Origin of the sequence: Lachnoclostridium sp. An138 (assembly GCF_002160765.1) — a bacterium.
GTDB classification, from domain to species: domain Bacteria; phylum Bacillota; class Clostridia; order Lachnospirales; family Lachnospiraceae; genus Laedolimicola; species Laedolimicola faecalis.
Map to the genome: position 1 here is coordinate 122645 of NZ_NFLF01000004.1, position 15944 is coordinate 138588.

Here is a 15944-nt window from a genome sequence, read left to right on the forward strand (position 1 = left end):
GCTTCACAGTCCTCCTATTGTTTTTTCTTATGGATATTTCGGATCGTTTTCTTCTTTTTTACGCTCTTCTCGAAAGCTGTTCCTCCGGCCCTTCTGTTCTTTTCAGACCGTTCCGTTCTGTGCCCGCTGTCCCTTTTTTCTCCTGCCGGAGGCGGAATCAGGCATCTGGGACCGTATCCGATCAGATCCGTCCGCCCGCTCTTTTCCAGTGCCTCCCGCACCAGCTCCCGGTTTTTCGGGTCCCGGTACTGAATCAGCGCGCGCTGCATGGCCTTTTCATGGGGATTTTTCGGCACATAGACGGGTTCCATAGTCCGGGGATCGAGACCGGTATAATACATGCAGGTAGAAAGTGTGGAGGGCGTCGGATAAAAGTCCTGCACCTGCTCCGGCATATATCCCAGATCCCGGCAGTACTCCGCCAGTTCTACCGCCTCCTTCAGCGTGGAGCCCGGGTGGGAGGACATCAGATAGGGAACCAGATACTGCTTTTTCCCAAGTCTTTCATTCATGCTTTTGTATTTCCGGCAGAAAGCCTCATAGACGCTGCGGGAAGGCTTTCCCATGCGGGAAAGGACACGGTCAGACACATGCTCCGGGGCGACTTTAAGCTGGCCGCTTACATGATGTTCACACAACTCCTTTATAAATTCATCGGCCCTGGGATCTGCAAGCACATAATCAAAACGGATGCCGGAACGGATAAAGACCTTTTTCACGCCCGGAAGGGCACGGAGCTTTCGAAGAAGACGAATATACTCTCCATGATCCGCTTTCAGGTTCGGGCAGGGCCTCGGAAACAGGCACTGCCGCTCCGGACAGGCTCCACTCCGCAGCTGCTTCTCACAGGCCGGATGGCGGAAATCCGCGGTCGGACCTCCCACATCATGGATATAGCCCTTGAAATCTGGCTCCTGAATCATCTGCCGCGCTTCTTCCATAAGAGACTCCTGGCTGCGCGCCTGGATGATCCGCCCCTGATGGAAGGTCAGCGCGCAGAATGAACAGGCGCCAAAGCAGCCCCGGCAGCTGGTAAGGCTGAATTTGACCTCGGAGAAAGCCGGGACCTCTCCTTTTTCCAGACAGGAGGGATGCACGGCTCTCTGATAGGGCAGCCCGTATACTTCGTCCATTTCTTCCTGCGTCAAAGGTCTGGAGGGGGGATTCTGTACGATAAAGGTATGATCGGAATAGGATTCCGCCAGCCGCTTTCCGCGGACCGGATCAGCGTTTTTCTGCTGAAGGGCAAAGCTCTGCGCGTACAGACGCTTATCGGCGCGCATGCTTTCATAATCCGGCAGGAAAATGGCATCGTAAATGTCTTCCCGGCGGGTACTCTTGTATACAGTCCCATCCACAAAAGTCAAATCCCGGATGGCGATTCCGGAGGCGAGAGCGTCCGCGATCTCCACAATGGAGCGCTCTCCCATTCCGTAGGAAATCAAATCGGCCCCGCTGTCCAGAAGCAGGGAGCGTTTAAAACTGTCGGACCAGTAATCATAATGCGCCAGCCTGCGCAGGCTGGCCTCGATGCCTCCCAGGATAATGGGCGTATGCCTGTAGACACTGCGGATCAGATTGCTGTAAACGATATCCGCCCGGTCAGGCCGCTTCCCCATGAGCCCGCCGGGCGTATAGGAATCGGTCTTTCTGCGCTTTCTGGATACGGTATAATGGTTCACCATGGAATCCATGTTCCCGGAAGAGACCAGAAAGGCAAGACGCGGCTCCCCATATACCTGGATGCTCGCAGGATTCTTCCAGTCCGGCTGGGACAGAATGGCCACCGCATACCCGTGGCTTTCCAGCACCCGTCCGATAATGGCAGGGCCAAAGGATGGATGATCCACATAGGCGTCCCCGATGACGTAGACAAAGTCCGGCCGTTCGATTCCTCTGCTTTTCAATTCTTCCGGCGTGGCAGGCAAAAATCCGGCTTTCAGCATGGTTTTACGTTCTCCTTCTCATCCGGCTTCAATTTCCGGTAGGTGCCGTCCAGCACCTGTGTGAAATCATGAATATAGTAATCCGCAAGGCGGCAGATAGTCTCCTGCTGATCTGCCACGTACTTATCTTCCATGGCGCAGACCCGGATTCCGGCATTGATTCCTGCCTGAAGTCCTGCAGGCGTATCCTCAAAGACCAGACACTCCCCGGGCTTCGCGCCCAGGCTCTCCGCCACTTTCAGATAGATATCCGGCGCCGGTTTCCCTGCGCCGGCTTCGCAGGAAGTCATGCAGCAGTCGATAAAGCGGTTCAGCCCCAGTGAATCCATCACCGCGTCCAGAAGCTCCCGGCTGTTGCTTGTGCCGATTCCCGCCCGCACTCCATGGCTTTTCAGATATTGCAGAAAAGAAAGGGCACCCGGCTTCATGGGAACCTCATGGGCATATTTGTATTTGGCCATTTCAATCCATTCCGCTTTAATCTCATCCAGGCTCTGGGACAGGCCGAAACGCTTCTTAAAATGGACCGCCGTTTCTGAAAAGCTCATGCCTTCAATCTCTTTCTGAAGCTCCGGCGGCAGTTCGCATCCGTATTTTCCCAGATATTCTATGTCTATGTCCTTCCACATCCACATGGAATCCACCAGCGTTCCATCCAGATCAAAAAGGACTGCCTTCACACCTTTCAGCATCCTGTCTCCTCCTTCAGTGCTTTGACCTCTTCTTCTGTCAGGGGACGCGCCTCGCCCGGCGCAAGGGTTTCATCCAGCCGCAGACTTCCCATGGAAAGCCGCTTCAGATACATCACCCTGCAGCCTACCGCTTCAAACATCCGTTTCACCTGATGATACCGCCCTTCCCGGAGTGTTACCCGGATCTCCGGCTCAGCTTCCGGTGTACAATCTTCCGATTCCCGGCTCTCCCATTCCGATGCTCCGGCGTCTTTTTCCCGGCTCTTTGGAAGAATCTCCAGTACCGCAGGCAGCGTCCGCTTTTCATCTCCGATATCCAGACCCTCCTCAAAGGCTTTCACATGCGCTTCTGTGATTTCTCCCCGAATCCGCGCGTAATAGACCTTGTCCACATGGCGTCTCGGAGAAAGCAGAAAATGCGCCAGCTTCCCGTCATTGGTCAGAAGCAGCAGACCTTCCGTATCCCGGTCAAGCCTTCCCACCGGGAACAGATCCCCTCTTGCTCCCTCCGGCAGCAGCTCCAGTACTGTCGGAAAGGTACGATCCTCCGTGGCAGACACATAGCCGTCCGGCTTATTAAGCATCCAGTATTCAAATTCCGATACGGAAATTTCCTTTCCTGACACTTCCACCCTGTCTGTCTCTGAGAGCTTCTGCTCCGGCCGGAAGACAGTCCTGCCATTTACTGCCACCACGCCGCTTTTTAAAAGCTTCTTTACCTGAGTCCGGGTTCCCAGTCCGGCCTCACACAGATATTTATCCAGACGCATCTTACCACCTCCAGCCGGGATAATACTTGTTTTTCAGGCTGCCGGCTGCCAGCTTCCCCCAGCCAAGCGGAAAGCCGTCCACGCAGACCAGCCGCCAGCCCTTCCCTGCTGCTGCGCCCGGCAGATCCTCCACATCCAGCGTCTCTCCCTTCAGATAGCGTTTCACACGCTCATCCTCCGGAGAAAAGTCCAGAACCTCCGAAAATTCTTCTCTGCCAAGCGCCATTGCAAGAGCCTGGCTGGGCTCAAATCGTTTTCCCTTCACTTCGCCCAGAAAAAGTCCTGTCCGAAGGAAACGCAGTCCCCGGATATTCTGGTTCAGGAGCTCCTCCGGCAGCAGATAGAGTCTTCCGTCATAAAGCCGGATTCGGCTCTCGTCTATCGGGCAGCGCAAAAACCTGGAAAACTCCTCCCAGCCCTCCGGAAGCTTCTCATTTTTTTCATGTTCCTGTCCTGTGCTGCCGAATTTCCCGCTTTTCCCGTTCTTCCCTTTTTTCTTTCTGTTTTCCGGAGAAGCTCCTGCTCTCTTTTCAGCGGACAAAGCCTCTGGCTCTCTTTCCCCTTTTTTCTGAAGCAGAGCCGCGAAATGACCCTCTCCCCCGATTCGGTGGGGATACAGCCTGGCCGCGAGACGGAGCTGTTCCTGTTCTTCCTCAGAGAGGCCCTCCGGAGCCGCTTCCGCAGATACCAGATCCGGCCGCCCGGGCGCAAAGCCGTACGCCGCCGCCTCTTCCTCCAGCGCCAGAGGCAGCACACGGAATCCCGGTTCTGAACGCAGAAGAGATAGAATGGTCTCCTCATTTTCCCTGACCGAAAAGGTGCAGGTAGAATACAAAAGCAGGCCGCCCGGACGCAGAAGCCTGGCCGCCTGTGATACGATTTCCTTTTGAAGGCCGGCATAAAACAAAGGCCCCTTTTCCTTCCAGTCCTTTACCATGGAAGGCTCCTTCCGGAACATTCCCTCTCCGGAACAGGGAGCGTCTATCAGAATTTTGTCAAAAAAACCTTCAAAATAGGAACAGAGCCGCTCCGGGCTCTCGCTGGTCACAAGGATATTTTCCGCGCCGAAGAGCTCCAGATTCTTAAGAAGCGCTTTTGCCCGGGAATTGCTAATATCGTTGGCCGCGAGAAGACCGGTTCCGTGAAGCCTCGCAGCCAGCTCTGTGGCCTTTCCGCCAGGGGCCGCGCAGAGGTCCAGAACCCGGTCCCCTTCTTCAATGGGAAGAGCCGCAGCCGGAACCATGGCGCTGGGCTCCTGAAGGTAGTAAAGCCCCGCCGCGTAATAGGGATGCCGGGAAGCCCGCTCCCCTCCCTCTAGGTAAAAGCCGTTCCCGGTCCAGGGAATGGGACGCAGTGAAAAGGGCAGGCGCTTCCGCAGTTCTTCCGGCTCGGCTTTCAGAGTATTTACCCGAAGCCCTCGAAAACTTCCTGTCTCTGCCTCTCCCTTTTCCATGCTTTCCATCCAGGCAGAATATTCTCCGCCCAGAAGCTCTCTCATTTCTTTTGTAAATTCTGCAGGTAACTCCATCAGTCCTCCATAGCCAGCGTCTGCGCCCGGTAACCCTCAGCAATCATGTCAAGCTGCTTGTCAAAACGCTCCAGCTGGTCGATATCGTTCATTGCGTAGATTCGGTAAAATTCATCCTGAATCTTCAGAATCTCCCGCTTATTTGCCACCTTGTAAAGGTTCTGTATGTTATTGAGAATATCCGCCACGATATTTGCCTGAATCTGGAAAGAAATCTGAGCGTCCATAATCTCGCTGCGGACGCTGGACATTTCATTGTCCAGAACAATGATGGCGTCAGCCGCATTCAGCAGTCTTTCCCGGATATGATCCGGAATATTTCTCTTATACTTGTACTGAAGAGAATGCTCCACCGTCGCCCAGAAATTCATGGCCATGGTCCGGATCTGAATCTCCACCTGGAGTCTCTTCGGACCGTCCAGCGTATCCACAGTATAGTAAATAATCATGTGGTAACTCCGGTAACCGCTGGACTTCATCTCCCGGATATAATCCCGCTCCTGCTTGATCTCCATATCCTTGCGGTTTCGGATAATCTCCACCACCTTATCGATATCCTCCACAAACTGGCAGATGACCCGGACGCCGGCCAAATCAGAGATCCGCTCCTCGATATCCTCCAGATCGATTTTTTTCTTCTGGCACTTTTCCAGAATGCTGGATATGGTCTTGACGCGTCCTTCCACCTGCTCAATGGGAGAATAAAGCCCCCTGTCTCTGTGTTCTTTGATCAGATGGTTAAACTTTGTCATAACCTCCTTGACGGCAAGCTCATAAGGATTCAGAATTTCCCGCCATAATTGTATCTCCATAAAACCTCTCCTTTTCGCCTTTGCAGAATTGTCCTCTTTTTCGGAAAATCAGGAAAACGAGTACTTCAGCTTATGCTGTTCCAGATACCTCAGAAACCAGTAAGGATTGACCGCCAGCTCAGGAATTTCCTCTGTTCTCACATAGATTCCCACATGCAGATGCACCGGAAACTGGCCGCTGGTTCCTTCTTCTTTTCCATAGCCGGTATCCCCCATATAGCCCAGAAGCTGTCCCGCCGAGATGACATCCCCTTTCTGAAAGTCTTCCGCATAGGAGGACAGATGGGCATAATAGAAATAGACATCATGAACGCTCCGGATGCCGATCCGCCAGCCGCCCTTTTCCAGCCAGCCGATATTCTCCACCACACCGTCCGTCATGCTGAGCACCGGATAGTAACCGCTCCTGTCCACAGAGGGCATGAGATCTGTGCCCTCGTGCCCATAGGAACCTCCATAAGTACGTTCGAACATCCAGCTGTTCTCAAAAGAAACCTCTGCCTTTTCATCTTCCGAAGATTCCGGAATTGGAAAATATACCAGGTCCTTCCAGACATTTTCGTACAGCTCATAGTATTCCCGCGCCTGCTCCGCCGCCGGAAGCTCTGCGCTCTCTCCGGCGCTGTGCCCGGAAATCCAGGCCAGCTCCAGATGAATCAGCAGACAGACACATATCAGCAGTAAGCCGTATGAAGCAATCGAAAGCCGCATGGACACCTCTGCTCCCGCTAGATTTCGTTACATTTCGCGCGAAGGCTCTCCCTTTCACGCTCCTACCCATTATTCTATGCCTGCCGCAGTTCTTTTAGAACCTCCAGAATAAATTCGTACACTCTTTCTGTGGAAGAGATGCTGAGTCTTTCTTCCGGCGTATGAGCGCCAAACAGATCCGGGCCGATAGAGACGCAGTCCAGATCCTCCATCTTTCCGCTGAAGAAACCGCACTCCAGTCCTGCGTGAATCGCCAGCACCCGAGGTTTCTTCCCATACATTCTTTCATATATAGACACCATGGCATCCCGCAGAGATGACTCCTGCCGGTATTCCCAGCCGGGATAATCTCCTTTTTGCACACAGGTTCCGCCCAGGAATTCTGTCATATGGCGCAGCCTTCTTCCCAGCTCCTCCTTTTCCGATTCCACAGAGCTTCGGACGCTGAAAATCAGCGTGGCCGCCTGCTCCTCCAGCTTCAGAATTCCCAGATTCAGAGAGGTCTGTACCAGACCGGGAATGTCCATGCTGTTCCGAACTACGCCGTTTGGCGCATTGTGAAGCAGGAACAGAAGAAGAGACGCGCTCCTCGGAGTGAGGACTCTGCCTGTCCTCTCTCCAGACTTCTGAAAATGGACCGTGATATCCGGATCAGCTGAAGCATACTCTCTCTTGTAGACGGAATCTATCTCCTGCAGTTTTTCTTCCAGTTTATCCGTCTCCTCTGAGGAAACGCAGAGAAGTGCGCGGGTACTGCGGGGAATCGCATTATCCATCAGGCCGCCGGCAAGCTCCGCCAGCCGGAACTCCACCACCTCATCAAGCATACAGAGCAGACGCCCCATCAAAATATTAGAATTTGCCCTTTCTTTGTGGATATCCGAACCGGAATGACCTCCATGCAGGCCGTCCACCCATATTTCATAGAAGCATCCATCCGCCTCCTGCCAGGCAGCCGGAAGAACACAGTCACATTCCATGCCTCCGGCACAGCTTACGGTAAAGATGCCTTCCTTCTCAGAATCAATGTTGATCAGGCGTCTTCCTTTCAGGCGGGAGGTATCGAGAGCCTCCGCTCCATAAAGGCCGGTCTCTTCCTCCGTGGTAAAGACACATTCCAGCCGCGGGTGTGAAAGGCTGTCGTCGTCCAGAATCGCGAGCATCATGGCCACGGCAATCCCATCATCTCCTCCCAGAGTTGTGCCGTCTGCCCGGACAAAATCGCCGTCCACGAGAACATTGATCCCATCCTTCGTAAAATCTGCCGTGCAGTCCGCGTTCTTTTCGCATACCATATCCAAATGCCCCTGGAGTATCACCCCAGGCGCGTTTTCATACCCTTTACTGCTTTCCTTTGTGATAATTACATTGTTTGACTCATCCCGGTACGCAGTGAGTCCCCGCTTTTCCGCAAAATCCATACAATACCGGCTCACAGCCTCTTCATTTCCCGACCCTCTGGGAATCGCGCAGATATCCTCAAAATACCGGAACACCTTTTCCGGCTTCAATCCTTCCAATTTTCTCATAATCCGGCTCCTCCATATCATATAGTGTTTCTATGACGACCAAAAAAATTTTCCCAAAAAAAATCTTGTCTGTTTTGATTACTGCAGCCCTGATCTTTTTCCTGCTGACAGATCCCATCCATGCCTCAGAAGCCTCGGCTGCCGGACTCCTGCTCTGGTTCAATACCCTGGTTCCGGTTCTGCTGCCTTTTTTCATCCTGTCTTCCCTGCTGATTGCTCTGGATGGCGTATCCTATCTGACAAGATTTCTTTACCCCGTTCTTCATAAAATCTTCGGCTGTTCCCGAAACGGCTGCTTCTGCCTGGCCGCAGGCTTTCTCTGCGGTTTCCCCACAGGAGCAAAAATCACAGGAGATCTGACGCGGGCGGGCCGTATTTCCGCAGAAGAAGGCAATTATCTTCTGGGCTTCTGCAACAACGTAAGTCCTGCTTTTCTCACAGGCTTCTGCATGACAAAAAGTCTGAAACGCCCGGATCTGGCAGGGCCTGCTCTGCTTCTGGCATTTGGAATGCCGGTTCTGGCAGGAATTCTTACCCGCCGCGGACGGACCTTTTCCTCCTTACCGGCAGAAAAAAAGACATCCGGATCTCAAATCAGCTTCAAAATCGCAGATGCCTGTATCATGAACGGACTGGAAAGTATCCTGAAGCTCGGCTGCTATATCATCCTGTTTTCCATGCTGGCGAGGCTTCTTCGGGGCGTTCCCTGTCCTTATCCCGCCCTGACCTGTGCACTTGTGGGAATTCTGGAAATCACAAACGGAATCTCTCTGACCGCCGCCCAGGATCTTCCCTTCTGGCTCTCCTTTGGCCTGATTCTGGGTATTTCCTCATTCGGAGGACTCTCCGGGATGGCCCAGACCCAAAGCATGATCCAGGACAGCGGCCTGTCCATTCTCTCTTATCTGAAAACCAAGATTCTGACCGCCATTCCAGTCGCCGTCTGCGCGCTGATCCTCGGACGCGGTCTCCTGTCATAGGGAAACACGACCTGACTCTGTGCCTGACTGCCCGTCTCCGCTTTTCAGCCTGTTCTGAACGCCGCCGTCAGGACTCTTCCAGCTCTTTCAATTCCTTTACTTCCTTCTGGTGAAGCGCCGGTTCCAGCTCGGCCCGGTTGCTTGCAAGAATATCGCTGAAATTATTCAGAGAACTCATCATGGACTCATAGCGGGCAGCATGTCCCTCCATGGTCTGACGAATCAGATTCTGAAGATTTCCCAGCATATCATCCGTATATTTCATGGCCTCCAGTTTAAAGCTGTTGGCCTCCAGAGTAGCTTCATCCAGCCGTTTCTGAGCCTCAGCCTCAGCAGCCGCCATAATCTCGTTGGCCTGCACATAAGCCTGCTGCATGATCTCGTGTTCGTTTATCAATTCGGTCGTATGTATATTGGCCTCCTTGATAATCGCATCCGCCTTGGCCTGCGCGTCCGCCAGGATCGCATCCCGGTTCGCCAGAACCTTCTGATACCTCTTGATCTCTTCCGGTGTCTTCATCCGAAGCTCCCGGAGAAGCTCTTCGATCTCCTCTTTATTTACGATAATATTTGTCTTTGACAATGTCTGCGGCTTGCAGCCATCGATATACTCCTCAATTTCTTCGATGATCTGCTCAATCTTGCTGCTCATGACCGTTCTCCTTTCCCTGCTGATATTCGTCCTCAGGGTATCTGTCCCGCGGACGGATTCTATACTCCGTAAAGCTCATGCATCCTTTCCCGGATTTTCTCTTCTACGTACGGTGGTACGAAAGCAGAAATGTCACCTCCAAAAGCAGCCACTTCCTTGACTGTCGTAGAACTCAGGTATGCATATTCCAGACTGGTAGTCAGGAACAGTGTATCCAGCTCCGGACTCATGATCCGATTGGTCTGCGCCATCTGAAGCTCATAGTCAAAGTCTGTGATTGCCCGGAGACCCCGTACGATGATGTGAGCCTCGCACTCTTTCGCAAATTCCACAAGAAGCCCCGTAAAGGAATGGATCTTGATATTCGGATATTCCTTCGTCACTTCTTCTAACATATTAACACGTTCTTCCACAGAAAACAACGGAGATTTTGCCCGGTTGTGCAAAACCCCGACCACCAGCTCATCCACAATTCTGGACGCGCGGATAATCACATCCAGATGTCCCTTGGTGACCGGATCGAAGCTTCCCGCATATATCGCTCTAATCATTCGTTTCCCTCATGCGCTCTATAAAAAGATGCCTGTTTGTCTTGTATCGTTTTTCTCTTCTGACAGAAAATCCGTAACCGGATATCCAGCCGGTATCCTCTTTCAAATCCGTCTCCAGAATGATGGTCGTATCCTCGTCCGCCAGAGCGGAATTCTCCAGGTAGGCCAGCACCTCCCGCTCCAGCCCTCTGCCATAGGGCGGGTCCAGAAAAATCAGATCAAAAGGACCGTCTTCTTCCATTACACGCAGCGCTCCCAGGGCGTCCATAAAAAAGACCCTGGAGCGATCTGCCAGCCTGGTAAAGGCAAGGTTGGCAAGAATACACTCATACGCCTTTTTGTTATTCTCCGCAAAAGCAGCAAAATCCGCCCCTCTGCTTAAGGCCTCAATGCCGATGGCTCCGCTGCCCCCGAAAAGGTCCAGAAACCGGCAGCCCGGAATCTCCGGCTGCAGCATATTGAACAGAGTTTCCTTAATACGATCCGTGGTGGGACGCGTATCCAGCCCTTCTATGCATTTTAACGGCATACTCCGGGCTGTGCCTGCTATGACTCTCATGCTTACCCCCTTACCTGGCCATTGCCGTAAATCTCGTATTTATAGGAGGTGAGAGCCTCCAGCCCCATAGGGCCTCTGGCATGAAGCTTCTGAGTGCTGATGCCGATCTCCGCACCAAACCCAAACTCAAAGCCGTCGGTAAACCGGGTGGAGGCATTGACATAGACGGCCGCCGCATCCACTTCCTGCAGGAACTTCTCTGCATGCTCTTTATTCTCCGTAATGATGGCCTCGGAATGGCCGGTGTTATACCGGTTGATATGAGCAATGGCCTCATCCAGGCTGTCCACCGTCTTCACAGAAAGGATGTAGTCCAGATATTCCGTACCCCAGTCCTCCGCAGAAGCCTCTTTCATGGACGGCACTGCCTCTCTGGCCGCTTCGTCGCCCCTCAGCTCTACCTGCTTTTCGGAAAGCTTCCGGGCCAGCATGGGAAGAAAGGCATCCTTCACCTTCCGGTGGACCACCAGAGACTCGCAGGCATTGCAGACGCCAATCCGCTGCGTCTTGGCATTGTATACGATATCTGCCGCCATCTGAAGATCCGCGTCCTCGTCCACATAGATGTGGCAGTTTCCGGAGCCAGTCTCAATGACAGGAATCGTACTGTTATTCACCACAGTAGCAATGAGCCCTGCGCTTCCTCTCGGAATCAGCACATCTATGTACCGGTTCAGTTTCATGAAAGCAGCCGCAGTCTCCCGGCTGGTATCCTCCAGAAGCTGAATGGCGGAGGCGGGGCAGCCGCAGTCTGTCAGAGCCTTCTGGAGCACTTCCACAATCGCCAGATTCGAATGAACCGCGTCGCTTCCTCCCCGCAGCACCACAGGATTGCCTGTCTTAAAGCAGAGGCCGAAGGCATCAGCCGTCACGTTGGGCCGAGCCTCATAAATGATGCCGATCACACCCAGGGGCACACGAACTTTTCTGATATCCAGCCCGTTTTCCGGCGTCCATTCCGAAATCACCCCGCCGATGGGGTCCGGAAGCGCCGCAATCTGGCGGAGTCCCTCTGCCATTCCTTCTATCCGCTCTTCCGTCAGCTTCAGCCGGTCCAGAAGGCCCTCCTTCATGCCTCTTTCCCTGCCGTTCTCCATATCCGTCTCATTGGCGCTCAGAATAAACTCCGTATCCTTCACCAGATACTCTGCCGCGCGCAGGAGCACCTGATTTTTTTTCTCTCCGTTCATCACGCGGAGCAATGGCTCCGCCTCTTTTGCTTTCTGCCCTATCTGTTCTAACGTCATCATCTATATCCTCCTGTTCCCGTGCCTCAATCTGATTCCGCACGCAGTATCTCTACAGTATCTCTCAGGAGATTACCCGCTTCTCCGTCACAATTTTCCCGGGAAGGATGTCAAAGGGTTCAAAGGGCACCTCTTCCTTCACCTGAAATTCAAAGGCAAGGGCTATGGTGTCAAGCCCTGGATGCGCCTCCAGATAGCGGTCGTAAAAACCGCCTCCATATCCGATCCGGTGCCGCGCTTCATCAAAAGCCACGCCCGGCATCACCATCAGGCTTCCCGGCCTGTCAGCCGCTTCGTCCGCAGGCTCCTTTTCATAAGGCTCCCGGATTCCAAAATAGCCATCCTCCAGATCTGTCTCCAGAGAATGGATGTAGAAGAATTTCATTTCCTGTCCAAGCACCCTGGGGACCGCCACAGACTTCCCATCAGCCCAGGCCCGGCGGATCAGATCCGAGGTCTCTGTCTCGTGCTTACAGTCCACGTAGACAAAGAGCGTCTCCGCTTCCCGGTACTCCTCCGTCTCCAGCACATGAGCAAGCACCTTCAGGCTCATGGCATGAATCTCTTCATCGGAACATCCAGCCCGGAGCAAGCGCACCTCTTTGCGGATCGCTTTCTTTTTCAGCCTGCTCTCTTCCTGTGCTGTTTCAGTTTCCTTTACGCTTCCGTTCCATATCATACTTCTCACCCAGATTGTAAATACTGCCGTCCTTTTCTTCAATATCTATATTATTCAGCTGGCTTCTGAGATTCGCGCGGATGGCCTGCACATATTCCAGACGCAGAAGCTTCTGCTCCTGCTTTTCCGCGTCTGTCAGCCCTTCCGCCTTGGAGCGGCGGTACAGCTCGTTGATACGGGCAATTTTCTGTTCATCTATGCTCATGTTCCTTTTCTCCTTTTTGACATTTCCTGTCCTCTTAAGCTGTCAGGAAGCAGAAGTGTTCTTCTTTTCCGCTTCTTTCGGGTCCCAGCGAAGATAGGACGCCGTCTTCTCAAAAATATCCTTTGCGTACTCGTATCCGTGATTGTAGAACTCTGTCAGAACCTCCGGGCGATCCTCTGTATTTTTGATCACCGGGATCTGAGGACGTATCACCGCCACATGGCCTCTGCTCTCCAGATCCTCCAGAAGCTCCATGGTTTTATTGTAATAATACGCTCTGTATTTGATCGCCTTGATGAGATTCGGATACTTGGAATACATAATGCGGGCCATCCTCAGAGTCTTCTTCGCCGGAAGCTTCCGGTACCCCTCCTGCCTGGTCAGAATTACCACATTTTTCTTTACCCCGTCATGAAGGGCCTTTCGTATCGGTACGGAATCCGCCAGTCCGCCGTCCAGCATGGGGATTCCGTCTACCTTCACCATCTGAGAGATCACAGGCAGACTGGAGGAAGCTCTACAGATCGCCATCAGGCGCTCTCTGCTGGAGTCTTCTGTCAGGTAGGCCGCCCTGCCTGTCAGGCAGTTGGTGGCTGTCAGAATACAGGTCGCTCCCGATGAAAAATACGTATCGTAGTCAAAGGGAATCAGCCTGTTCGGAAATACGTCAAAAATCAGGTCCATATTAAAGAGACTGTGCGTTTGAATCAGAGATTTCAGTCCCACATAGCTGCCAGCCTCCAGGAAATCAATGGTACACATCTTTGTCCGCCCCGGCTGGCGGGATACGTAGTCCACGGCATTGCAGGCTCCCGCCGACACGCCGATCACATAGGGCAGATACAGCCCCTGTTCCATAAAATAGTCCAGCACACCGGCGGTAAACACCCCTCTGGTGCCTCCGCCTTCCAGTATCATACCGGCTTTACTCATGAAAACGCTCCTTCAAAAATCTTTTCAGCTCAAAGGCTTCATCCTCATTGGAACGGAAAAAGGTTCCATATGGCTGTCCGTCTATAATCTTGTGAATCACATTCATATTTCTTCCATTTGCGATTACCATGTCCGCTCCCGCAGAGGTGGCCAGCTCTGCCGCAATCAGCTTGGTAGCCATTCCGCCTGTACCCACGCCGCTTGCAGACTCTTTTCCCATGTCTTTGAGTTCATCGTCCACCATATCCACGAAAGGAACAAATTTCGCGTCCGGATTTGTGCTGGGATTATCTGTATAAAGCCCGTTGATATCCGAAAGCAGGATCAAAAGATCCGCCCCTACCAGCGAAACCACCACTGCCGACAGCGTATCGTTATCTCCGTGAAGGATCTCAAAGGTGGAAATACTGTCATTGGCGTTTACAACAGGAATCGCCCCCAGCGCCAGAAGCTCCTCGAAAGTATTCTGGGCGTTCCTGCGGTTATTCGCGTTCAGCATGGTGTTGCGGGTCATCAGGACCTGAGCCGTCACCTGATTGTATTCCGCGAAAAATTTCTGGTAAATCATCATCAGACGCGCCTGTCCGATGGCCGCGCAGGCCTGCTTTAAGGGCACTGTATCCGGCTTCTCCTTAAATCCGGCCGCCTTGCTTCCCACGCCGATGGCTCCCGACGTGACGAGAATGACGTCCTTACCCTTGCTGCGCAGATCGGTAAGCTCCCGGACCAGATGCTCCACCTTGATAAGATCCAGTTCTCCCGTCTCCACATGAATCAGGGAAGAAGTGCCCACTTTCACCACGATTCGTTTTTTATCCTTAAGCTCTGCTCTGCACTGAGTATCCAGTACCTTATCTTCCATAATTCCTCTTGTCCTTATCCTCTTATGTCTATTATATTTTTCTTTCCTAACTTTACACTATTCTTCAGAGAATAGCAAGTTTAACTGGAGTAATTCTCCAGGAAATCATACAATTCTTTTTCTCCGCTGACCCGTTTTCCCTGTGAGATCTCTGTCTGAAGCGTCTCCGGCAGAGAGTCCACGGTAATGCCTGTATACTCAAAGAGCGTTGTTCCGTCAATCCGGTAGATCGTGACGCGTCCGTCTTCTTCCACAAGATAATATTCGTGGCTTTCCTGCTCGTTTACCACCCCATCCGGGTCCACAGAAGCCGCCGCCTTTTCTTCGGGCTGCTCCGCGCTCTTCCGTTCCTCCTGAAGCGCGACGCGCTCACTCAGCGACTGAAGCTCCTGCCACAGCTCGGACTGCTCCCGTTCCGCCTGCCTGTCCGAGTGAAGAAAGCCTGCGTACCAGGCAAGGCTGGTTAAAACCACAGCCGCAAGACAGCCAGCCAGAATTTTCTTCGCCATAAAAAACCCTCCTTTGGGTTTAGTATGGACAACTTGGAAAAATTCTAATCAGAAGTCACTTCCTGACGCAGAATATTGCCCTGAGCATCATACCAGGTCCAGGTATAGGATTCCGCCACCGGCGTCTCATAGGTAAGAACCAGCGAACTTCCGTCCGGGTCCAGACAGGTATGGACTCCATCATAGGGATCGTATACAAAGGCTTTTTCTGTCTGATCTTCTGTCCGGATATAAGCTACCTGACAGGCGCTTCCCACTTCGATTCCAGGCTGATATGCCGCCAGAAGCAGAAGCTTTCCGTTTTCATCTGTCACAGACGTCAGATTGCTTCCTGTTTTTCTGTCTTCATGCTCATCATAGGTATATTCTCTTTCGAGCTCCCCGCTCCGGGCCTGAATCAGATTTCCGTTCCGGTCCTGTTCAAAAGTGGCCATATTGCTGGCATTATCCGTCACGGAATACAGGAAATCTCCCTTGAACTCAAACTCCAGAGAACCCTCTTCTGACTCCACACGGGAAAGCTTGTTGTCTTCATAGGAGAATTCTATCCGGTGAGCACTCCCAGCACAAGCACCGGAGCCGTCCCGTCGTCTCCCCTCATGCGGACTCCTGCCTCGGAAGGAAGTGCCAGGCAGGAGAAAAACAGCGCTCCTGCTGCCAGGACACAGATTCTGTTTTTCCGGAACCATTTCTTTTTCTTTCCCATGTCTTCCCCCTCTTTCCAGCCATGGTATCTGAAAAATATTCTTATGTGTTACATCGGTTTTGGCACCTGAAAA

19 protein-coding genes are annotated in these 15944 nt (G+C 52.7%); 1 reads left to right on the top strand and 18 read right to left on the bottom strand.

Translation table 11 applies throughout. The annotated features are described in order from the left end of the window. Nucleotides 1-14 precede the first annotated feature (14 nt). The 7 genes from B5E82_RS05015 to B5E82_RS05045 form a co-directional block, all read right to left on the bottom strand. Nucleotides 15-1946 (bottom strand): YgiQ family radical SAM protein, encoded by a 1932-nt coding sequence (locus B5E82_RS05015; protein ID WP_087306414.1) that lies wholly within the window; start codon nucleotides 1944-1946, stop codon nucleotides 15-17. Then, complete coding sequence (locus B5E82_RS05020) at nucleotides 1940-2638, bottom strand: HAD family hydrolase (protein WP_087306416.1); 699 nt, start codon at nucleotides 2636-2638, stop codon at nucleotides 1940-1942. The genes B5E82_RS05015 and B5E82_RS05020 overlap by 7 nt, the downstream gene beginning before the upstream one ends. Next, nucleotides 2632-3408, bottom strand: a complete 777-nt coding sequence (locus tag B5E82_RS05025) for a pseudouridine synthase (RefSeq protein WP_087306418.1) — start codon at nucleotides 3406-3408, stop codon at nucleotides 2632-2634. The genes B5E82_RS05020 and B5E82_RS05025 overlap by 7 nt, the downstream gene beginning before the upstream one ends. 1 nt (nucleotide 3409) lies before the next feature. Further along, nucleotides 3410-4936: an RsmF rRNA methyltransferase first C-terminal domain-containing protein gene (locus tag B5E82_RS05030; RefSeq protein WP_087306420.1), complete on the bottom strand. Its 1527-nt coding sequence runs from the start codon at nucleotides 4934-4936 to the stop codon at nucleotides 3410-3412. Beyond that, nucleotides 4936-5748 carry a GTP pyrophosphokinase gene (locus B5E82_RS05035; protein ID WP_087306423.1) on the bottom strand — a complete coding sequence of 271 codons (813 nt, stop codon included), beginning with the start codon at nucleotides 5746-5748 and terminating at the stop codon, nucleotides 4936-4938. The genes B5E82_RS05030 and B5E82_RS05035 overlap by 1 nt, the downstream gene beginning before the upstream one ends. A gap of 48 nt (nucleotides 5749-5796) precedes the next feature. After that, complete coding sequence (locus tag B5E82_RS05040; RefSeq protein ID WP_087306425.1) at nucleotides 5797-6459, bottom strand: M23 family metallopeptidase; 663 nt, start codon at nucleotides 6457-6459, stop codon at nucleotides 5797-5799. A 74-nt stretch (nucleotides 6460-6533) separates the two neighbouring features. Beyond that, the gene (locus tag B5E82_RS05045) at nucleotides 6534-7988 is read right to left on the bottom strand and encodes an aminoacyl-histidine dipeptidase (protein ID WP_087306427.1); all 1455 of its coding nucleotides are present in this window, start codon (nucleotides 7986-7988) and stop codon (nucleotides 6534-6536) included. A gap of 74 nt (nucleotides 7989-8062) precedes the next feature. Here B5E82_RS05045 and B5E82_RS05050 point away from each other — a divergent pair, with 74 nt between their 5' ends. Then, a complete protein-coding gene (locus B5E82_RS05050; protein ID WP_087306429.1) occupies nucleotides 8063-8968 on the top strand; it encodes a nucleoside recognition domain-containing protein in 906 nt (301 codons plus the stop codon). 67 nt (nucleotides 8969-9035) lie between these two features. Here B5E82_RS05050 and B5E82_RS05055 read toward each other — a convergent pair whose 3' ends face one another. The 11 genes from B5E82_RS05055 to B5E82_RS18085 all read right to left on the bottom strand — a co-directional run bounded on the left by B5E82_RS05055 (nucleotide 9036) and on the right by B5E82_RS18085 (nucleotide 15871). Next, on the bottom strand, nucleotides 9036-9620 hold the full coding sequence (locus tag B5E82_RS05055; RefSeq protein ID WP_087306431.1) for an ATPase: 585 nt from the start codon (nucleotides 9618-9620) through the stop codon (nucleotides 9036-9038). A gap of 59 nt (nucleotides 9621-9679) precedes the next feature. Next, a complete protein-coding gene (gene coaD, locus B5E82_RS05060; protein ID WP_087306433.1) occupies nucleotides 9680-10171 on the bottom strand; it encodes a pantetheine-phosphate adenylyltransferase in 492 nt (163 codons plus the stop codon). Then, a complete protein-coding gene (gene rsmD / locus B5E82_RS05065; RefSeq protein ID WP_087306435.1) occupies nucleotides 10164-10730 on the bottom strand; it encodes a 16S rRNA (guanine(966)-N(2))-methyltransferase RsmD in 567 nt (188 codons plus the stop codon). Before rsmD ends, coaD begins: the two co-directional genes overlap by 8 nt. Nucleotides 10731-10732: 2 nt before the next feature. Beyond that, nucleotides 10733-11977 (bottom strand): glutamate-5-semialdehyde dehydrogenase, encoded by a 1245-nt coding sequence (locus B5E82_RS05070; protein ID WP_087306576.1) that lies wholly within the window; start codon nucleotides 11975-11977, stop codon nucleotides 10733-10735. Nucleotides 11978-12041: 64 nt separating this feature from the next. After that, entirely contained in the window at nucleotides 12042-12656 is a 615-nt protein-coding gene (locus B5E82_RS05075) for a 5-formyltetrahydrofolate cyclo-ligase (RefSeq protein WP_087306437.1), read from the bottom strand. Further along, on the bottom strand, nucleotides 12625-12855 hold the full coding sequence (locus B5E82_RS05080; protein WP_087306577.1) for a DUF896 domain-containing protein: 231 nt from the start codon (nucleotides 12853-12855) through the stop codon (nucleotides 12625-12627). Before B5E82_RS05080 ends, B5E82_RS05075 begins: the two co-directional genes overlap by 32 nt. A 48-nt stretch (nucleotides 12856-12903) precedes the next feature. Beyond that, nucleotides 12904-13794: a patatin-like phospholipase family protein gene (locus B5E82_RS05085; protein WP_087306438.1), complete on the bottom strand. Its 891-nt coding sequence runs from the start codon at nucleotides 13792-13794 to the stop codon at nucleotides 12904-12906. Next, nucleotides 13787-14656 carry a glutamate 5-kinase gene (proB, locus tag B5E82_RS05090; RefSeq protein WP_087306439.1) on the bottom strand — a complete coding sequence of 290 codons (870 nt, stop codon included), beginning with the start codon at nucleotides 14654-14656 and terminating at the stop codon, nucleotides 13787-13789. The genes B5E82_RS05085 and proB overlap by 8 nt, the downstream gene beginning before the upstream one ends. Before the next feature lie 80 nt (nucleotides 14657-14736). Continuing rightward, nucleotides 14737-15165, bottom strand: a complete 429-nt coding sequence (locus B5E82_RS05095) for a hypothetical protein (protein WP_087306441.1) — start codon at nucleotides 15163-15165, stop codon at nucleotides 14737-14739. 44 nt (nucleotides 15166-15209) lie between these two features. Next, nucleotides 15210-15677: a hypothetical protein gene (locus B5E82_RS05100; RefSeq protein ID WP_087306443.1), complete on the bottom strand. Its 468-nt coding sequence runs from the start codon at nucleotides 15675-15677 to the stop codon at nucleotides 15210-15212. Nucleotides 15678-15709: 32 nt separating this feature from the next. Further along, nucleotides 15710-15871 carry a hypothetical protein gene (locus B5E82_RS18085; protein WP_162610708.1) on the bottom strand — a complete coding sequence of 54 codons (162 nt, stop codon included), beginning with the start codon at nucleotides 15869-15871 and terminating at the stop codon, nucleotides 15710-15712. Between the last annotated feature and the right edge of the window lie 73 nt (nucleotides 15872-15944).

Coding starts and splice junctions, on each gene's coding strand:
- coaD (WP_087306433.1), bottom strand. CDS start 10,171: ATGATTAGAGCGATATATGCGGGAAGCTTCGATCCGGTCACCAAGGGA.
- B5E82_RS05055 (WP_087306431.1), bottom strand. CDS start 9,620: ATGAGCAGCAAGATTGAGCAGATCATCGAAGAAATTGAGGAGTATATC.
- B5E82_RS05070 (WP_087306576.1), bottom strand. CDS start 11,977: ATGACGTTAGAACAGATAGGGCAGAAAGCAAAAGAGGCGGAGCCATTG.
- B5E82_RS05035 (WP_087306423.1), bottom strand. CDS start 5,748: ATGGAGATACAATTATGGCGGGAAATTCTGAATCCTTATGAGCTTGCC.
- B5E82_RS05075 (WP_087306437.1), bottom strand. CDS start 12,656: ATGATATGGAACGGAAGCGTAAAGGAAACTGAAACAGCACAGGAAGAG.
- B5E82_RS05040 (WP_087306425.1), bottom strand. CDS start 6,459: ATGCGGCTTTCGATTGCTTCATACGGCTTACTGCTGATATGTGTCTGT.
- B5E82_RS05085 (WP_087306438.1), bottom strand. CDS start 13,794: ATGAGTAAAGCCGGTATGATACTGGAAGGCGGAGGCACCAGAGGGGTG.
- proB (WP_087306439.1), bottom strand. CDS start 14,656: ATGGAAGATAAGGTACTGGATACTCAGTGCAGAGCAGAGCTTAAGGAT.
- B5E82_RS05020 (WP_087306416.1), bottom strand. CDS start 2,638: ATGCTGAAAGGTGTGAAGGCAGTCCTTTTTGATCTGGATGGAACGCTG.
- B5E82_RS05015 (WP_087306414.1), bottom strand. CDS start 1,946: ATGCTGAAAGCCGGATTTTTGCCTGCCACGCCGGAAGAATTGAAAAGC.
- B5E82_RS18085 (WP_162610708.1), bottom strand. CDS start 15,871: ATGGGAAAGAAAAAGAAATGGTTCCGGAAAAACAGAATCTGTGTCCTG.
- B5E82_RS05045 (WP_087306427.1), bottom strand. CDS start 7,988: ATGAGAAAATTGGAAGGATTGAAGCCGGAAAAGGTGTTCCGGTATTTT.
- B5E82_RS05095 (WP_087306441.1), bottom strand. CDS start 15,165: ATGGCGAAGAAAATTCTGGCTGGCTGTCTTGCGGCTGTGGTTTTAACC.
- rsmD (WP_087306435.1), bottom strand. CDS start 10,730: ATGAGAGTCATAGCAGGCACAGCCCGGAGTATGCCGTTAAAATGCATA.
- B5E82_RS05030 (WP_087306420.1), bottom strand. CDS start 4,936: ATGGAGTTACCTGCAGAATTTACAAAAGAAATGAGAGAGCTTCTGGGC.
- B5E82_RS05025 (WP_087306418.1), bottom strand. CDS start 3,408: ATGCGTCTGGATAAATATCTGTGTGAGGCCGGACTGGGAACCCGGACT.